Origin of the sequence: Palleronia salina (genome assembly GCF_900141995.1) — a bacterium.
Lineage (GTDB): Bacteria > Pseudomonadota > Alphaproteobacteria > Rhodobacterales > Rhodobacteraceae > Palleronia > Palleronia salina.
Window position 1 is genome coordinate 273,432 of the sequence record NZ_FQZA01000001.1, and the last position, 14,260, is coordinate 287,691.

15 protein-coding genes are annotated in these 14,260 nt (G+C 66.8%); 12 read left to right on the forward strand and 3 right to left on the reverse strand.

Annotation, left to right across the window (positions count from 1 at the left end; genetic code table 11):
- Positions 1-29: 29 nt before the first annotated feature.
- On the reverse strand, positions 30-704 hold the full coding sequence (locus BUB76_RS01330; protein WP_139250743.1) for a PAS domain-containing protein: 675 nt from the start codon (positions 702-704) through the stop codon (positions 30-32).
- 158 nt (positions 705-862) lie between these two features.
- Here BUB76_RS01330 and BUB76_RS01335 point away from each other — a divergent pair, with 158 nt between their 5' ends.
- The 12 genes from BUB76_RS01335 to aroQ all read left to right on the forward strand — a co-directional run bounded on the left by BUB76_RS01335 (position 863) and on the right by aroQ (position 12,200).
- On the forward strand, positions 863-1,756 hold the full coding sequence (locus tag BUB76_RS01335; RefSeq protein ID WP_073125890.1) for a YicC/YloC family endoribonuclease: 894 nt from the start codon (positions 863-865) through the stop codon (positions 1,754-1,756).
- 8 nt (positions 1,757-1,764) lie between these two features.
- The gene (gene gmk, locus BUB76_RS01340) at positions 1,765-2,415 is read left to right on the forward strand and encodes a guanylate kinase (protein ID WP_073125891.1); all 651 of its coding nucleotides are present in this window, start codon (positions 1,765-1,767) and stop codon (positions 2,413-2,415) included.
- Complete coding sequence (locus BUB76_RS01345; protein WP_073125892.1) at positions 2,412-2,948, forward strand: gamma carbonic anhydrase family protein; 537 nt, start codon at positions 2,412-2,414, stop codon at positions 2,946-2,948. The genes gmk and BUB76_RS01345 overlap by 4 nt, the downstream gene beginning before the upstream one ends.
- Positions 2,945-4,120, forward strand: a complete 1,176-nt coding sequence (locus tag BUB76_RS01350; RefSeq protein ID WP_073125893.1) for a trans-sulfuration enzyme family protein — start codon at positions 2,945-2,947, stop codon at positions 4,118-4,120. Before BUB76_RS01345 ends, BUB76_RS01350 begins: the two co-directional genes overlap by 4 nt.
- Before the next feature lie 3 nt (positions 4,121-4,123).
- Positions 4,124-5,161 (forward strand): sensor histidine kinase, encoded by a 1,038-nt coding sequence (locus BUB76_RS01355; protein ID WP_073125895.1) that lies wholly within the window; start codon positions 4,124-4,126, stop codon positions 5,159-5,161.
- Positions 5,162-5,268: 107 nt separating this feature from the next.
- The gene (locus BUB76_RS01360) at positions 5,269-6,315 is read left to right on the forward strand and encodes a PstS family phosphate ABC transporter substrate-binding protein (RefSeq protein ID WP_073125897.1); all 1,047 of its coding nucleotides are present in this window, start codon (positions 5,269-5,271) and stop codon (positions 6,313-6,315) included.
- Between the two features lie 89 nt (positions 6,316-6,404).
- A complete protein-coding gene (gene pstC, locus BUB76_RS01365; RefSeq protein WP_073125900.1) occupies positions 6,405-7,868 on the forward strand; it encodes a phosphate ABC transporter permease subunit PstC in 1,464 nt (487 codons plus the stop codon).
- Complete coding sequence (gene pstA / locus BUB76_RS01370; protein ID WP_073125902.1) at positions 7,865-9,223, forward strand: phosphate ABC transporter permease PstA; 1,359 nt, start codon at positions 7,865-7,867, stop codon at positions 9,221-9,223. The genes pstC and pstA overlap by 4 nt, the downstream gene beginning before the upstream one ends.
- 12 nt (positions 9,224-9,235) lie before the next feature.
- Entirely contained in the window at positions 9,236-10,033 is a 798-nt protein-coding gene (gene pstB / locus BUB76_RS01375) for a phosphate ABC transporter ATP-binding protein PstB (RefSeq protein WP_073125905.1), read from the forward strand.
- A 3-nt stretch (positions 10,034-10,036) separates the two neighbouring features.
- Entirely contained in the window at positions 10,037-10,747 is a 711-nt protein-coding gene (phoU, locus tag BUB76_RS01380) for a phosphate signaling complex protein PhoU (protein WP_073125906.1), read from the forward strand.
- A 2-nt stretch (positions 10,748-10,749) separates the two neighbouring features.
- On the forward strand, positions 10,750-11,442 hold the full coding sequence (phoB, locus tag BUB76_RS01385) for a phosphate regulon transcriptional regulator PhoB (protein ID WP_073125907.1): 693 nt from the start codon (positions 10,750-10,752) through the stop codon (positions 11,440-11,442).
- 323 nt (positions 11,443-11,765) lie between these two features.
- Positions 11,766-12,200: a type II 3-dehydroquinate dehydratase gene (gene aroQ, locus BUB76_RS01390; RefSeq protein WP_073125908.1), complete on the forward strand. Its 435-nt coding sequence runs from the start codon at positions 11,766-11,768 to the stop codon at positions 12,198-12,200.
- Positions 12,201-12,289: 89 nt separating this feature from the next.
- Here the strand turns inward: aroQ and tsf are convergent, their stop codons facing one another.
- Positions 12,290-13,165, reverse strand: coding sequence for a translation elongation factor Ts (tsf, locus tag BUB76_RS01395; RefSeq protein ID WP_073125909.1), 876 nt, complete (start codon positions 13,163-13,165; stop codon positions 12,290-12,292).
- A gap of 78 nt (positions 13,166-13,243) precedes the next feature.
- Positions 13,244-14,104 (reverse strand): 30S ribosomal protein S2, encoded by an 861-nt coding sequence (gene rpsB / locus BUB76_RS01400; protein WP_073125910.1) that lies wholly within the window; start codon positions 14,102-14,104, stop codon positions 13,244-13,246.
- Between the last annotated feature and the right edge of the window lie 156 nt (positions 14,105-14,260).

Here is a 14,260-nt window from a genome sequence, read left to right on the forward strand (position 1 = left end):
CCGGGGCCGGGGCCGCGACGGCCCCGGGCTTAAATGTTGTCGACGACCAGTCGAAGGTAAGGACGCGCCGGCCCCATGGGGTTCGGCGCGTCTTTCGTTGCGTGCACCGCGGGGTCGGGCAGGGTGCCATAGCCCAACAGCGTCTGGCGCGCTTCGGCGACGATATCGAACCGCTGCGGCGCCTTGATCGTGGCGCCACCCGCCGACAGGCAACCGATGGCCCGGGTCACCGCGCCGTCCCGGTCGCGCAGCGGCAGGATCAGCAGACGGGCCGCCACGCGCCCCCTGCGGCCTTCGCGCGGGCCGTCCAGCGTCATGTCGATCCGCGCCGGGTCGTCGAACAGGGCGCGCACCGACGAATTCACGCCATCGCGCGAGGCCGGGAAGAACAGGCTGGTCAGCGGCAGGCCCCGCATGTCCATGTCCAGCAGGCCGTTCAGCCGCTCGCCCGCCAGCCGGAACCGCGCAACCCCGGGCGCCATCCGCTCCAGCAGGAAGACGCGGTCGAGGATACCGCTCAGCGCGCGGGGGTCGATCTCGTCCCGGTGGGGCATGATGCGGCCCGCCGCGACGCGCAGCCAGTACCGCTCGAGCGTCACGAACGGGTCGGGGCGCTGTGCCGCGTCGGGCGATCCGGGTGCGGCTGGATCCGCCTGTCGCGGTCGCCCGATGGGAACGACGGTGTCATCGCTGCTGGTCGTCATGGCGCTGGCCTTTTTCAACGTTTGCCATGTCCCGGCGCCGTCATTGTGACGGCCGGTTGGCTCTGGTATCGCTCGGGCGCGGGGGCCGTCCGATACCTGTCAGACTACACCGAAGCCCGCGCAATTTGGTACAAAAAGAGAGCAAAAGGTTAACCGGTATGCCCCAGTCGATGACGGCCTATGCCTCGGGCACCGGCGCGCACGGACCGTTTTCCTGGACGTGGGAGCTGCGCAGCGTGAACGCCCGCGGGCTGGACCTGCGGCCGCGCACCCCCGACTGGATCGACGGTCTGGATCCCGCGCTGCGGGGTGCGCTGCAACAGGCGCTGGCGCGTGGATCGGTCAGCCTGTCGCTGCGCCTGACGCGCGAGGCCGCCGGGGGCGATGGGCCGGACCCGGCCGCGCTGGACGCGGCGCTGGCGCAGATCGGCGCGGTCGAGGCGCGCGCGGCGCAGCAGGGGATGTCGCTGGCCGCGGCGCGCGCCGCCGATGTCATGGCGCTGGCGCAGTCGAAAGGCCCCGTCCAGTCGACGCCCGAGGAAATCGCGGCACTGCGCGAGGCGCTGGTGGCGGATTTCACCGGCAACGTGCTGCCGCTCTTCCTTGCCATGCGCGCGTCCGAAGGGGCGGCCATCGCGGATGTCCTGGCCGCGCAACTGGACGAGATCGCCGGCCTGGTCGAGACTGCCGCCGCGCAGGCCACGGACCGCGCCGGCGCCGCACGCGAGGCGCTGAACGCGGCACTGGCGCGGGTGATGGACGGCGCGCCGGGCGCCGACCCGGACCGCGTCGCCCAAGAGCTCGCCCTGCTGGCCGTGAAAGGGGACGTGACCGAGGAAATCGACCGCCTTCGCGCCCATGTCTCGGCGGCGCGCGAGATGCTGGCACAGGACGCGCCCGTGGGCCGGAAACTCGATTTCCTGTCGCAAGAGTTCAACCGAGAGGCCAACACCCTGTGCTCCAAGTCGCAGGACACCGCGCTGACCGCCACGGGCCTTGCGCTCAAGACCGTCATCGATCAGATGCGCGAACAAGTCCAAAACCTGGAGTGATCCGAGCCATGGCCGACGTTGCCCCGCGCCGGGGACTTCTCATCATCCTTTCCAGCCCCTCGGGCGCTGGCAAATCCACGCTGGCGCGCGCGCTCAGGGCCTGGGATCCGACGATCCGCTTCTCGGTTTCGGCCACCACGCGCACCCCGCGGGCCGGAGAAGTGGACGGGCGCGACTACCATTTCGTCACCGAGCAGCGATTCAAGCAGATGGTGGCCGAGGGCGAGATGCTGGAACACGCCCATGTCTTCGGCAACTTCTACGGCTCGCCCAAGGGGCCGGTCGAGGCCGCGATCGCGCAGGGGCAGGACGTTCTCTTCGACATCGACTGGCAGGGCGCGCAGCAGATCCGGAATTCGTCGCTGAACACCAACACGCTGTCGATCTTCCTGCTGCCGCCGTCGATCCCCGAGCTCAAGCGCCGGCTGGAATCGCGCGGCCAGGACGACGCCGAGACCATCGCGCGGCGGATGCAGAAAAGCTGGGACGAGATCAGCCACTGGGACGGCTACGATTTCGTTTTGGTGAACGCCGACCTGGCACAGACCGAGACGCACCTGAAATCCATCATCACCGCCGCACGCCTGCGCCGCACCCAGCAGCCGCGCCTGACGGACCACGTGCGCAAGCTTCAATCCGAGTTTGAGGACAGCCAATGATCTATGACCTGGACGGCCACACGCCGATGATCGACCCCGACGGCACCGTCTGGGTCGCCCCCGACGCCAACGTGATCGGCAAGGTCGTGCTGGAAAGCAAATCCTCGGTCTGGTTCTGCGCCACCCTGCGCGGCGACAACGAGGAAATCCGCGTGGGCGCGGGCTCGAACATCCAGGAAAACTGCGTGCTGCACACCGACATGGGCTTTCCGCTGAGCATCGGGCGCAACTGCACCATCGGTCACAAGGCAATGCTGCATGGCTGCACCATCGGCGACAACTCCCTGATCGGCATGGGGGCGACAGTGCTCAACGGCGCCAGGATCGGGCGCAACTGCCTGATCGGCGCCGGCGCTCTCATCACCGAGGACAAGGAGATCCCCGACAATTCCCTGGTCATGGGCGCGCCCGGCAAGATCGTGCGGCAGGTGGACGGCGAGGGCGAGAAGATGCTCGAAGCCTCGGCCCTGCATTACCAGGAAAACGCTGCGCGCTATGCCAAGGGACTGACCCTGCTGGAGGACGGCAAATGAGCGACGACACGCTGGTGCGCCGCACCCCCTGGCCCGAAAGCTCCAGCCGCGCGGTCGGCACGCCGTTGCAGCCGTCGGTCGTCTATGCCGCCGAAAGCCCCGACCGGCTGGACGACCTCTACGAAGGGCGCGCCCCGGGCTATTCCTACGCGCGCGAGCGGCACCCGAACGCCGACGTGCTGGCCACCAAGATCGACGGCATGGAAGGCTGCACGGGCGGCATCACCGTGGGCTCGGGCATGGCGGCGGTGACGGCGGGACTGCTGGCGCACCTGAAAGCGGGCGACCACCTGCTGGGCGGCAACCAGCTTTACGGCCGGTCCCTGCGCATGATGTCGACCGAGCTGCCGCGCATGGGGATCGAGACATCGCTGGCCGACCCGACCGACGTCGCGGCGATCGAGGCCGCGTTGCGCCCGAACACCCGGATGGTGCTGATCGAGGTCGTGTCGAACCCCACGCTGCGGGTGGCGGACCTGGACGGGATCGCGCAGCTTTGCAAGTCGCGTGGTATCCTTCTGGCGGTGGACAACACCTTCACCACGCCGCGTGCGGTGAAACCGTTCGACCACGGCGCCGACATCGTCATTCACTCGGTCACCAAGCTGCTGGCGGGTCATTCCGACGCCACGCTGGGTTGGGTCGGCGCGCGTGACGCCGCCCTGAACGAGGCGATGCTGGGCTTCGCCCAGACGCTGGGGCTGACGGCCAGTCCCTTCGACTGCTGGCTGGCCGAACGCGGGCTTTATTCGTTCGAGCTGCGCTATGACCGGGCCGAGGAGAACGCCCGCGCCCTGGCCGACCACCTGCACGGCCTGCCGGGGATGGAGCGGGTGATCTATCCCGGCCGTCCCGACCACCCGGACCACAACCGCGTCGCCAGCCTGCTGGGTGAGCGCACGGGCAACATGGTGACGTTCGAGATCGCGGGCGGCCGGGAGGCGGCGAACAAGCTGGTCCGCGCGGCCAGCAACATCGCCTTCGCGCCGACCTTGGGCGATATCGGCACCACGCTCAGCCATCCGGCCACGTCGTCGCACCGGGCCCTGACGCCCGAGGGCCGCGCGGCCCTCGGCCTGTCCGAGGGTTCTTTCCGCGTGTCGGTGGGGGTCGAGCCGGCCGATCTGCTGTGCCGCGAGTTCGAGGCTGCGGTGCGGGCCGCCGCGGCCTGAGCCATGACGTCCGAGGATCTTGCCGACCTGCTGTCCGCCCTGCCGTTGCCCGCGCTGGTGATCGGGCAGGGGTCGCGGATCCTTGCCATGAACACGCTGGGCGTCCACCTGCTGGGCGCGGGGCTGGAGGGGCGCCATTATATCACCGCGCTGCGCCAGCCCGCGCTGCTAGACGCGATCGAGACGGTGATGCGGGACGGCGTCGCGCGCAGCGTCGAGTATTTCAGCCATGATGGCGACCACGACACGACATTCGCCGCCCACGTGGCGGTGGCGGGCACCGGTCTGCTGGTCAGTTTCGAGGACCGGACGGCGGCGCAGGATGCCGACCAGATGCGGCGCGACTTCGTGGCCAATGTCAGCCACGAGCTACGCACGCCACTGACGGCGCTGCTGGGCTATATCGAGACGCTGCAAGGCCCGGCCCGCGACGATGCCGCGGCGCGCGAGCGGTTCCTGTCGACCATGGCCGCCGAGGCGCAGCGCATGAACCGCCTGGTCAGTGACCTGCTGTCGCTGAGCCGGGTCGAGGCCGATGCGCGGCTAAGGCCCACCGGCGAGGTCGACCTGACCGCCGTGGTTTCGCAATCCATCGCGCTGCTGTCGAGCCAGGCGCAGGAGCGTGATGTCGAGATCTCCTTCGAACGGCCCGAGATGCCCGTGACGATGCAGGGCGACGAGGACCAGTTGCGGCAGGTCTTCAGCAACCTGGTCGAGAACGCCATCAAGTACGGCGGCAACCGGGTGCGCATCGAGATGGTCGTGGACCCGCGCATGGCCGCGCTGCGCGGACCGGGCGTGCGCGTCGACGTGACCGACAACGGCGCGGGCATCGACAGCATCCACCTTCCGCGCCTGACCCAGCGATTCTACCGCGTCGATACCCACCGGTCGCGCGAGGTCGGCGGGACCGGGCTGGGGCTCGCCATCGTCAAGCATATCGTGTCGCGCCATCGCGGAAGGCTGCGGATGTCGTCGCAGCCGGGGCAGGGCAGCCGGTTCTCGGTCCTGCTGCCGGCGAAATTCGCCCCGGATCCGTGATTGTCATGGAACTGTTACATCGGCGTTACAAATGTGACGCGCGGCGCGCCTAAATCCGGCCCCAACGCCGCAGCGAAGCGGCGTCCATCGGAGAAACAGGAGCTTCCATGTCTGCCACCAAACTGACCATCGCGAGCACCGCGATCCTGGCCGCCGCTGCCACCGGCGCCATCGCGCAGAGCCGTGACAACGTTCAAATCGCAGGCTCGTCCACCGTTCTGCCTTACGCGTCCATCGTCGCCGAAGCCTTCGGCGAGAACTTCGACTACCCGACCCCGGTCGTGGAATCGGGCGGCTCGTCGGCCGGTCTCAAGCGCTTCTGCGAGGGCGTGGGCGAAAACACCATCGACATCGCCAATGCCAGCCGCGCGATCCGCGCCGGCGAGGTCGAGACCTGCGCCGCCAACGGCGTGGAAGAGATCATCGAAGTCCGCATCGGCTATGACGGCATCGTCTTCGCCAGCCAGATCGACGGCCCGGCCTTCAACGCGTTCGAGCCTTCCGACTGGTTCCAGGCGCTGGCCGCCGAGCTGCCGCAGGACGGCGCCATGGTCGCCAACCCCAACACCCAGTGGTCGGACGTGAACGGCGATCTGCCCGCCGTCGACATCGCCGCCTTCATCCCCGGCACCAAGCACGGCACCCGCGAAGTCTTCGAAGAGAAGGTCCTGCTTCAGGGCTGCGAAGACACCGGCGCCATGCAGGCCATGATGGACATGGGCATGGACGAAGACGCCACCGAAGCCGCCTGCATGGCGGTCCGTACCGATGGCGCGTCGGTCGACATCGACGGCGACTATACCGAAACCCTGGCCCGCATCAGCTCGAACCCCGAGGGCGTGGGCGTGTTCGGCCTGGCGTTCTACGAGAACAACACCGACACCCTGAAGGTCGCCACCATGTCGGGCGTCGAGCCCACCGTGGACACCATCTCGACCGGTGAATACCCCGTGTCGCGTCCGCTGTTCTTCTACATCAAGAAGGCCCATATCGGCGTGATCCCCGGCCTGAAGGAATACGCCTCGTTCTTCGTGTCCAACGAAGTTGCCGGCAACGGCGGCCCGCTGGCCGACTATGGCCTTGTGCCCGATCCCGAACTGGCCGAGACCCAGGCCAAGATCGAGAACGAGACCACCATGGGCACCGGTTCCTAAGACCATGCCCTGACCCAGGCAAACGCGGGGCGGCCTGATGGTCGCCCCGTCACTTTTTTACGAAGACCGAAGCCGGAGAGATCGCGCCAATGCCGTTTTACTGGACGCTCGCCATCATCGCGCTGCTCTGTGCCGCGGGTTACGTGCTGGGCCGCAGGAAGGCCGTCGCCAGCGTGGGCGGCGACAAGCGCAGGCTGCATTCGCTGCCCAACTTCTACGGGATGAACGTCGCGCTGAAAGGCGCGGTGCCGGCCTTCGGGCTGCTGGTTTTCTGGCTGATCGCGCAGCCGCTGTTCGTCGAGTGGCGCGTGTCCTCGATCGTGTCGGATCTAGCCGTCTCCGAGGCGCGGGATCTCGGGCTGGTCATGGTCGACGTGCGCCGCGTCGCGGACGGGCTGGATACCGCCGTGGCCACCGGCACGATGACGGCCAGCGAGGCGACTGATATCGCGGCGGGCGACGGAAATGTGCGCGAACGTCTGGGCGCGGCGGGCGTGGCGCTCGGCTCGGAGGTGTCCGAGCCGGTGCTGCGGGCCGCGCAGCGCTATCGCGCTCTGTCGTCCACCGGTGACACGCTGCGCAGCGTCGCCGTGCTGGCCGTGCTTCTGCTGGGGCTGGGTTGGGCCTATCGCGAGACCGATGGCGAATTCCGCGCCCGCAACGTGGTCGAGCAGGGCGTGTTGGCGCTGCTGCTTGGCGCGGCCTGCATCGCGATCCTGACGACGCTGGGCATCGTGCTGTCGCTGATCTTCAACACGATCGAGTTCTTCAGCATCTATCCCGCATCCGAGTTCTTCTTCTCGACCACGTGGTTTCCGTCCTTCGGCGGCGGATCGAGCCTTGGCATCCTGCCTCTGCTGTGGGGCACGCTCTATATCTCGCTGATCGCGCTCGCGGTCGCGGTGCCCATCGGTCTCATGGCCGCGATCTACCTGTCGGAATACGCAAGCCCGCGCGTGCGCGGCATCGCCAAGCCCGCGCTGGAAATTCTCGCCGGTATTCCGACGATCGTCTACGGCCTGTTCGCGCTGCTGACGGTCGGCCCCGCGCTGATGGTGGTCTTCGGCGATGGCGGCCTTGGCTGGATGCAGGCGGGCACGGCGGTGATGACCGCGGGGCTGGTCATGGGCATCATGCTGATCCCCTTCGTGTCGTCGCTGAGCGATGACATCATCAACGCGGTGCCGCAGTCCATGCGCGACGGCTCCTACGGGCTGGGCGCCACGCAGTCCGAGACCGTGCGCCAGGTGGTGCTGCCCGCCGCCCTGCCGGGCATCGTGGGCGCCATCCTGCTGGCCGCCAGCCGCGCCATCGGCGAGACGATGATCGTCGTGCTGGGGGCAGGGGCCGCGGCCCGCATCTCGCCCAACCCGTTCGAGGCGATGACCACCGTCACCGCCAAGATCGTGAGCCAGCTGACCGGCGACGCCGATTTCTCGTCGCCCGAGGCGCTGGTGGCCTTCGCGCTTGGCATGACGCTGTTCGTGCTGACGCTGGGACTGAACGTCTTCGCCCTTTATATCGTGCGGAAATACCGGGAGCAGTACGAATGACCGACGCGACCCAGATCCCGTCCAGCGGTGCCGCGCGCCCCGCGGGCAAGTCGATCATCACCACCGACGACCGCACCAAGAAGCGCAACGCGGCCGAGAAACGGTTCCGCATGTACGGCATCGCCGCCATCCTGGCCGGCATCGCCTGCCTCGTGGTCCTGCTGGGCTCGATCCTTCTGAACGGCGTGACCGCGTTCCAGCAGACCTTCATCCAGGTGCCCGTCTACCTGAACCCCGAGGCGGTGGACCCGAACGGCAACCGCGACCCCGAGGAAATGGGCTCGGCCACAACCTTCACCTACAAGCCGATCGTCGTCGACGCCATGGCGGCGCTGGTCGAGGAGCGCGGGATCGAGACCGAGATCGACCCCGGCGACATGGACGCGCTGTTCTCGGCCGCGGCGGTGGCGCAGGTGCGCGACCGCGTTCTGGCGAACCCCGAGCTGGTCGGCGAGACGGTCACCTTCAACATCCTCGCCTCCAGCCGGGTGGACGGGTACCTGAAGGACCGCGTCACCCGCGACAGCGTCGCGCGGGACAAGAACATCGACGCGGGACACCTTGATATCGTTGATGAACTCCGCGCCGAGGGCGACGTGGTCAAGCGCTTCAACTGGGACTTCATCTTCGGCGCCGACGCGTCCGAGTCGCGGCCGGAACAGGCCGGCATGGGCGTGGCGATGCTGGGCTCGTTCTTCATGATGCTGGTGGTGCTGGGCCTGTCGCTGCCCATCGGCGTGGCCGCGTCGATCTACCTGGAAGAATTCGCGCCGCAGAACCGCCTGACCGACATCATCGAGGTGAACATCTCGAACCTCGCCGCCGTGCCGTCCATCGTGTTCGGCATCCTCGGGCTGGCCGTCTTCATCCAGTTCATGGAGTTCCCGCAATCGGCCCCGTTGGTGGGCGGGCTTGTCCTGACGCTGATGACGCTGCCCACGATCATCATCTCGACCCGCGCGGCTCTGAAATCCGTGCCGCCCAGCATCCGCGACGCGGCGCTGGGGGTAGGGGCCTCGAAGATGCAGGCGGTGTTCCACCACGTGCTGCCGCTGGCCATGCCCGGCATCCTGACCGGCACCATCATCGGCCTGGCGCAGGCCCTGGGCGAAACGGCGCCGCTGCTGCTGATCGGCATGGTGGGCTACATTGCGACCAACTATCCCGACGGCGTGGCCTCGGGCTTCCTGGATCCGAACTCGGCCATGCCGGCGCAGATCTACGAATGGGCCAAGCGCGCCGACCCTGCCTATTACGAACGGGCCTGGGGCGGCATCATCATTCTTCTGGTGTTCCTCTTCGCCATGAACGCCATCGCCATCCTCCTCCGCCGCAAGTTTGAGCGGCGCTGGTAAAAGGAGTAAGCCATGTATGACAATCGTGCATCGGAGAGCGCCGTGACCGCCGACGACATCAAGATCGAAGCCAAGCGCGTCAACGTGCATTACGGGACCACCCACGCCATCAAGGACGTGGACGTGAGCATCCTGGACAAGACGGTGACCGCCTTCATCGGCCCGTCGGGCTGCGGCAAGTCGACTTTCCTGCGGTGTATCAACAGGATGAACGACACGATTGACGTGGCGCGGGTCACCGGCGACATCCGGATCGACGGCGAGGATATCAACGATGCCCGCGTCGACCCGGTGCAGCTGCGCGCCAAGGTCGGCATGGTGTTCCAGAAGCCAAACCCGTTCCCCAAGTCGATCTACGACAACGTGGCCTATGGTCCGAAAATTCACGGCTTGGCGAAGAACAAGGGTGATCTCGACGATATCGTCGAGCGCGCGCTGCGCCGTGGCGCCATCTGGGACGAGGTGAAGGATCGCCTGCACGCGCCCGGCACAGGCCTGTCGGGCGGCCAGCAGCAGCGCCTGTGCATCGCGCGGGCCGTGGCGACCGAGCCCGAGGTCCTGCTGATGGACGAGCCGTGCTCGGCGCTCGATCCCATCGCGACGGGGCAGGTGGAGGAGCTTATCGACGAGCTGCGCCGCGACTACTCGGTGGTGATCGTGACCCACTCGATGCAGCAGGCCGCCCGCGTCAGCCAGAAGACCGCGTTCTTCCACCTGGGCAACCTGATCGAGTACGGCGACACGGACGAGATCTTCACCAACCCGAAAGACCCGAAAACCGAAAGCTACATCACCGGACGGATCGGCTAGGCCATGAACAACACACATATTTCTTCTGCCTTCGACCGCGATCTCGAAGCTCTCCAGGCGCTGCTGATGAAGATGGGCGGCCTGGCCGAGGAAGCGATCCTCGACTCCGCCAAATCGCTGGAAAGCCGCGACGAGGACCTGGCCCAGAAGGTGCGCGAGGGCGACAAGGCCATCGACGCGCTGGAAGACCAGATCAACGAGGAAGCCGCCAAACTGGTGGCGTTGCGCGCGCCCATCGCGTCGGACATGCGGCTGGTCCTGAGCGTCATCAAGATCAGCGCCAACCTGGAACGCATTGGCGACTATGCGAAAAACATGGCCAAGCGCACGGTCGTGCTGAACCAGCTGCCGACCCAGGACGGCGCGCCGCAATCCATCCGCCGCATGGCGCGCGAGGTGCAGCACATGCTGCACGACGTGCTTGATGCCTACATCCAGCGCGACCCCGAGGCCGCGCTCGAAGTGCGCGACCGCGACGCGGACGTGGACCAGATGTACAACGCGCTGTTCCGCGAATTCCTGACCTTCATGATGGAAGATCCGCGCAACATCACGGCCTGCATGCACCTGCATTTCATCGCCAAGAACATCGAGCGCATGGGCGACCACGTCACGTCCATCGCCGACCAGATCTACTATACCGTGACCGGCCAGACGCCGGACGACGCGCGCCGCAAGGGGGATATCACCTCGGTCGCGCCGCTGGATGTCTGACCATGGCCGCCCAGCACGCACCCCACGTGATGATCGTCGAGGACGAGTCCTCGCAGCGTGAAATCCTGGCCTACAACCTTGAATCCGAGGGATATTCCGTATCCCGCGCGGCCAGCGGCGACGAGGCGCTCGAGGTGTTTCGCGCCAGCACGCCGGACCTGGTGGTGCTGGACTGGATGCTGCCGGGCGTCTCGGGGATCGAGGTCTGCCGCCAGCTGAAACGCGGTGCCGAAAGCCGCGAGGTGCCGATCATCATGCTGTCGGCGCGCACCGAGGAAAGCGACCGCGTGCGCGGGTTCGAGACCGGGGCCGACGATTACGTTACCAAGCCGTATTCGGTGGCCGAGCTCATGGCACGGGTGCGCGCGCATCTGCGCCGCACGCGTCCGGCGGCGGTCGGTCAGATCCTTCAGTTCGACGACATCACGCTGGATCCCGAAACGCACCGGGTGCACCGCGGCGACGTGGAGCTGAAACTGGGACCGACCGAGTTTCGTCTGCTGTCGACCTTCATGGAGCGTCCTGGCCGCGTCTTCAGCCGTGAACAGCTGCTGGACCGGGTCTGGGGGCGCGACATCTACGTCGACAGCCGCACGGTGGACGTGCACGTGGGGCGCTTGCGCAAGTCGCTGGGCGCCGACGCGATGCCGGATCCCATCCGCACGGTGCGCGGCGCGGGATACGCGCTGGGGTGACATGCGCAGGGCTGCGCAGGTGACTGATATTATTGAGGGAATCCGGCCAAGGGGCACCGTTCGCACCGATCGGATAATTTACATAATCACGATTATACGACTTATGCATGGCTACAGCGCCGAACGCCCCTGCGCCCTTACCAGCGGTGATTTCTCCGTCCGGTGATCCTGTGCACAGCGGCAAACCGTTACACCGATCCCGACCCCACGCTGTTGTGCCTTCAACGCGGCGCGACCAGCCGAGCGGTCGCCCTGTCGTCCGCCCTTGCATCGCACCATCGCACTTCCGATAAGTCCGGGAACGCAATCGCAAGGCGCCCCCAATGTCCAAAACCGTGCTGGTCCTGAACGGACCGAACCTGAATACCCTCGGGACCCGCCAGCCCGAGATCTACGGCAGCCAGACGTTGGCCGATGTCGAAGACGCCTGCCGCAAGCTTGGCGACCAGCTGTCGCTAAGCGTGAACTGCGCGCAGTCGAATTCCGAGGGCGACCTGGTGACGATGATCCAGAACGCGCGCGGCACGGCCGATGCCATCGTCATCAACGCGGGCGCCTACAGCCACACCTCGATCGCGATCCTGGATGCGCTGAACCTGTTCGACGGATTGGTGATCGAGGTCCACATCTCGAACATTCACAAGCGCGAAGCCTTCCGCCACCATTCCCACATTTCGGGCCGCGCGGACGGCGTCATCGTGGGCTGCGGCACGGACGGATACCTGCTGGCGTTGCGGCATATAGCGACGCGTGGCTGAGGGCGCGAAATGCGCTGTAAATTTCTGATTACTCATTGAAAAAGGGCGCCCCGACCGGAGCGCCCTTTGCCGTTGGCATGTCGTGCGGATCAGCCCTTGGCGGCCTTGGCGACCTCGGCGGCGAAGTCTTCCTTCTCGACCTCGATCCCCTCGCCCACTTCGACGCGGGCGAAACCGGTGATCTCGATCCCGGCTTCCTTGGCGGCGGCGCCGACGGTCAGGTCGGGGTTCACCACGAAGGCCTGGTTGACCAGGGTCACCTCGCTCAGGAACTTCTTCATGCGGCCTTCGATCATCTTCTCGATGACCTGCTCGGGCTTGCCGGATTCGCGGGCGATTTCCATCTGCACCTGCTTTTCCTTCTCGACCACGGACGGGTCGAGATCGGCCTCGGACAGCGACGCGGGCTTCACCGCGGCGATATGCATCGCGACCTGGCGGGCCACCTCGGCGTTGTCGCCGGTGAAGGCCACCAGCACGCCGATCTTGCCCATGCCGTCGGTGGCGGCGTTGTGGACGTAGGCGGCCACGTTTTCGCCGGTCAGCACTTCCATGCGGCGCAGGGTCATGTTCTCGCCGATCTTGGCGATGGCGTCGGTGATCCGCTCTTTCACGGGCTTGCCGCCCATGTCGGCCTCTGACAGCGCGGCCACGTCATCGACGGTCAGCGCGACGCCGGCAATGTCACCGATCAGTTGCTGGAATTCGGCGTTCTTGGCGACGAAGTCGGTTTCCGAGTTCAGCTCGACCGCGACGCCCTTGCCGCCATCGACCTTCACGGCCACCAGGCCCTCGGCCGCGGTGCGGTCGGCCTTCTTCGCGGCCTTGGCCAGGCCCTTGGTGCGCAGCCAGTCCACCGCGGCCTCCATGTCGCCGTCGGTTTCGGTCAGCGCCTTCTTGGCATCCATCATGCCCGCGCCGGTGGCTTCGCGGAGTTTCTTCACGTCTGCTGCGGTGATCGCCATCTCGGGCTCTCCTCAAGTCTTGAAATGAACGGGGCGGACCCCTGCCCGCCCCTGAAGATTTGCAAGGAACGCGGGGACTTACGCCTCGCCCTTTTCCTTGTTGTCCAGATCCAGCGGCGCGCCTTCGGCGACCGCGTCGTTGGCGACGGCCTCGTCGCTGATCTCGAGCGTGTCCTCGGCGTTGGCGGGCGTCTCGACCACTTCTTCACCCGCGTCTTCCATGGCGCCCACGTCGACACCGGCGGCGCCCAGCTGCGCCGACATGCCGTCCAGCGCGGCGCGGCTCACCAGGTCGCAATACAGGGCGATGGCGCGCGCGGCGTCATCGTTGCCCGGGATGATGTAGTCCACGCCATCGGGCGAGCAGTTGGTGTCGACCACGGCCACGACCGGGATGCCCAGCTTCTTGGCTTCGGCGATGGCCAGGTCTTCCTTGTTGACGTCGATGACGAACAGCAGGTCCGGCACGCCGCCCATTTCGCGGATACCGCCCAGCGAGGCGTTCAGCTTGGCCTGGTCACGCTCCATCGACAGGCGCTCGCGCTTGGTCAGGCCCTCGGCGCCCTCGGCCATGCGCTCGTCGATTTCCTTCAGGCGGGCGATGGACTTGGACACGGTCTGCCAGTTGGTCAGCGTGCCGCCCAGCCAACGGTGGTTCATGTAATACTGCGCGCAGCGCTCGGCGGCGTCGGCGATGGGCTTCTGGGCCTGGCGCTTGGTGCCGACGAACAGGATGCGGCCGTTCTTGGCCACGGTGTCGCGGATGACCTGCAGCGCCTTGTCCAGCATCGGGACGGTCTGCGTCAGGTCCATGATGTGGATGCCGTTGCGGTCGCCGTAGATGAACTCGCCCATGCGGGGATTCCACCGCTGGGTCTGGTGACCGAAGTGCACGCCAGCTTCCAGCAGCTGACGCAAAGAGAACTCGGGAAGAGCCATTTGCTTATCCTTTTCCGGTTTCATGCCTCGGCGGTGCTGTTCAGCCCGGATGGGCCAACCGGTGGATCTCCGGGGATGTCTCCCCCGATAGACCCGAGCTCCGCCTGCGAAGTGCGGCTGCGTTACGGCGGATTCGCCCGGAATGCAAGCCCGCGC

What these genes read in the sequence shown, in the direction of transcription:
- BUB76_RS01330 (WP_139250743.1), bottom strand. Translation starts at nt 704, where the DNA reads ATGACGACCAGCAGCGATGACACCGTCGTTCCCATCGGGCGACCGCGA.
- BUB76_RS01335 (WP_073125890.1), top strand. Translation starts at nt 863, where the DNA reads ATGCCCCAGTCGATGACGGCCTATGCCTCGGGCACCGGCGCGCACGGA.
- gmk (WP_073125891.1), top strand. Translation starts at nt 1,765, where the DNA reads ATGGCCGACGTTGCCCCGCGCCGGGGACTTCTCATCATCCTTTCCAGC.
- BUB76_RS01345 (WP_073125892.1), top strand. Translation starts at nt 2,412, where the DNA reads ATGATCTATGACCTGGACGGCCACACGCCGATGATCGACCCCGACGGC.
- BUB76_RS01350 (WP_073125893.1), top strand. Translation starts at nt 2,945, where the DNA reads ATGAGCGACGACACGCTGGTGCGCCGCACCCCCTGGCCCGAAAGCTCC.
- BUB76_RS01355 (WP_073125895.1), top strand. Translation starts at nt 4,124, where the DNA reads ATGACGTCCGAGGATCTTGCCGACCTGCTGTCCGCCCTGCCGTTGCCC.
- BUB76_RS01360 (WP_073125897.1), top strand. Translation starts at nt 5,269, where the DNA reads ATGTCTGCCACCAAACTGACCATCGCGAGCACCGCGATCCTGGCCGCC.
- pstC (WP_073125900.1), top strand. Translation starts at nt 6,405, where the DNA reads ATGCCGTTTTACTGGACGCTCGCCATCATCGCGCTGCTCTGTGCCGCG.
- pstA (WP_073125902.1), top strand. Translation starts at nt 7,865, where the DNA reads ATGACCGACGCGACCCAGATCCCGTCCAGCGGTGCCGCGCGCCCCGCG.
- pstB (WP_073125905.1), top strand. Translation starts at nt 9,236, where the DNA reads ATGTATGACAATCGTGCATCGGAGAGCGCCGTGACCGCCGACGACATC.
- phoU (WP_073125906.1), top strand. Translation starts at nt 10,037, where the DNA reads ATGAACAACACACATATTTCTTCTGCCTTCGACCGCGATCTCGAAGCT.
- phoB (WP_073125907.1), top strand. Translation starts at nt 10,750, where the DNA reads ATGGCCGCCCAGCACGCACCCCACGTGATGATCGTCGAGGACGAGTCC.
- aroQ (WP_073125908.1), top strand. Translation starts at nt 11,766, where the DNA reads ATGTCCAAAACCGTGCTGGTCCTGAACGGACCGAACCTGAATACCCTC.
- tsf (WP_073125909.1), bottom strand. Translation starts at nt 13,165, where the DNA reads ATGGCGATCACCGCAGCAGACGTGAAGAAACTCCGCGAAGCCACCGGC.
- rpsB (WP_073125910.1), bottom strand. Translation starts at nt 14,104, where the DNA reads ATGGCTCTTCCCGAGTTCTCTTTGCGTCAGCTGCTGGAAGCTGGCGTG.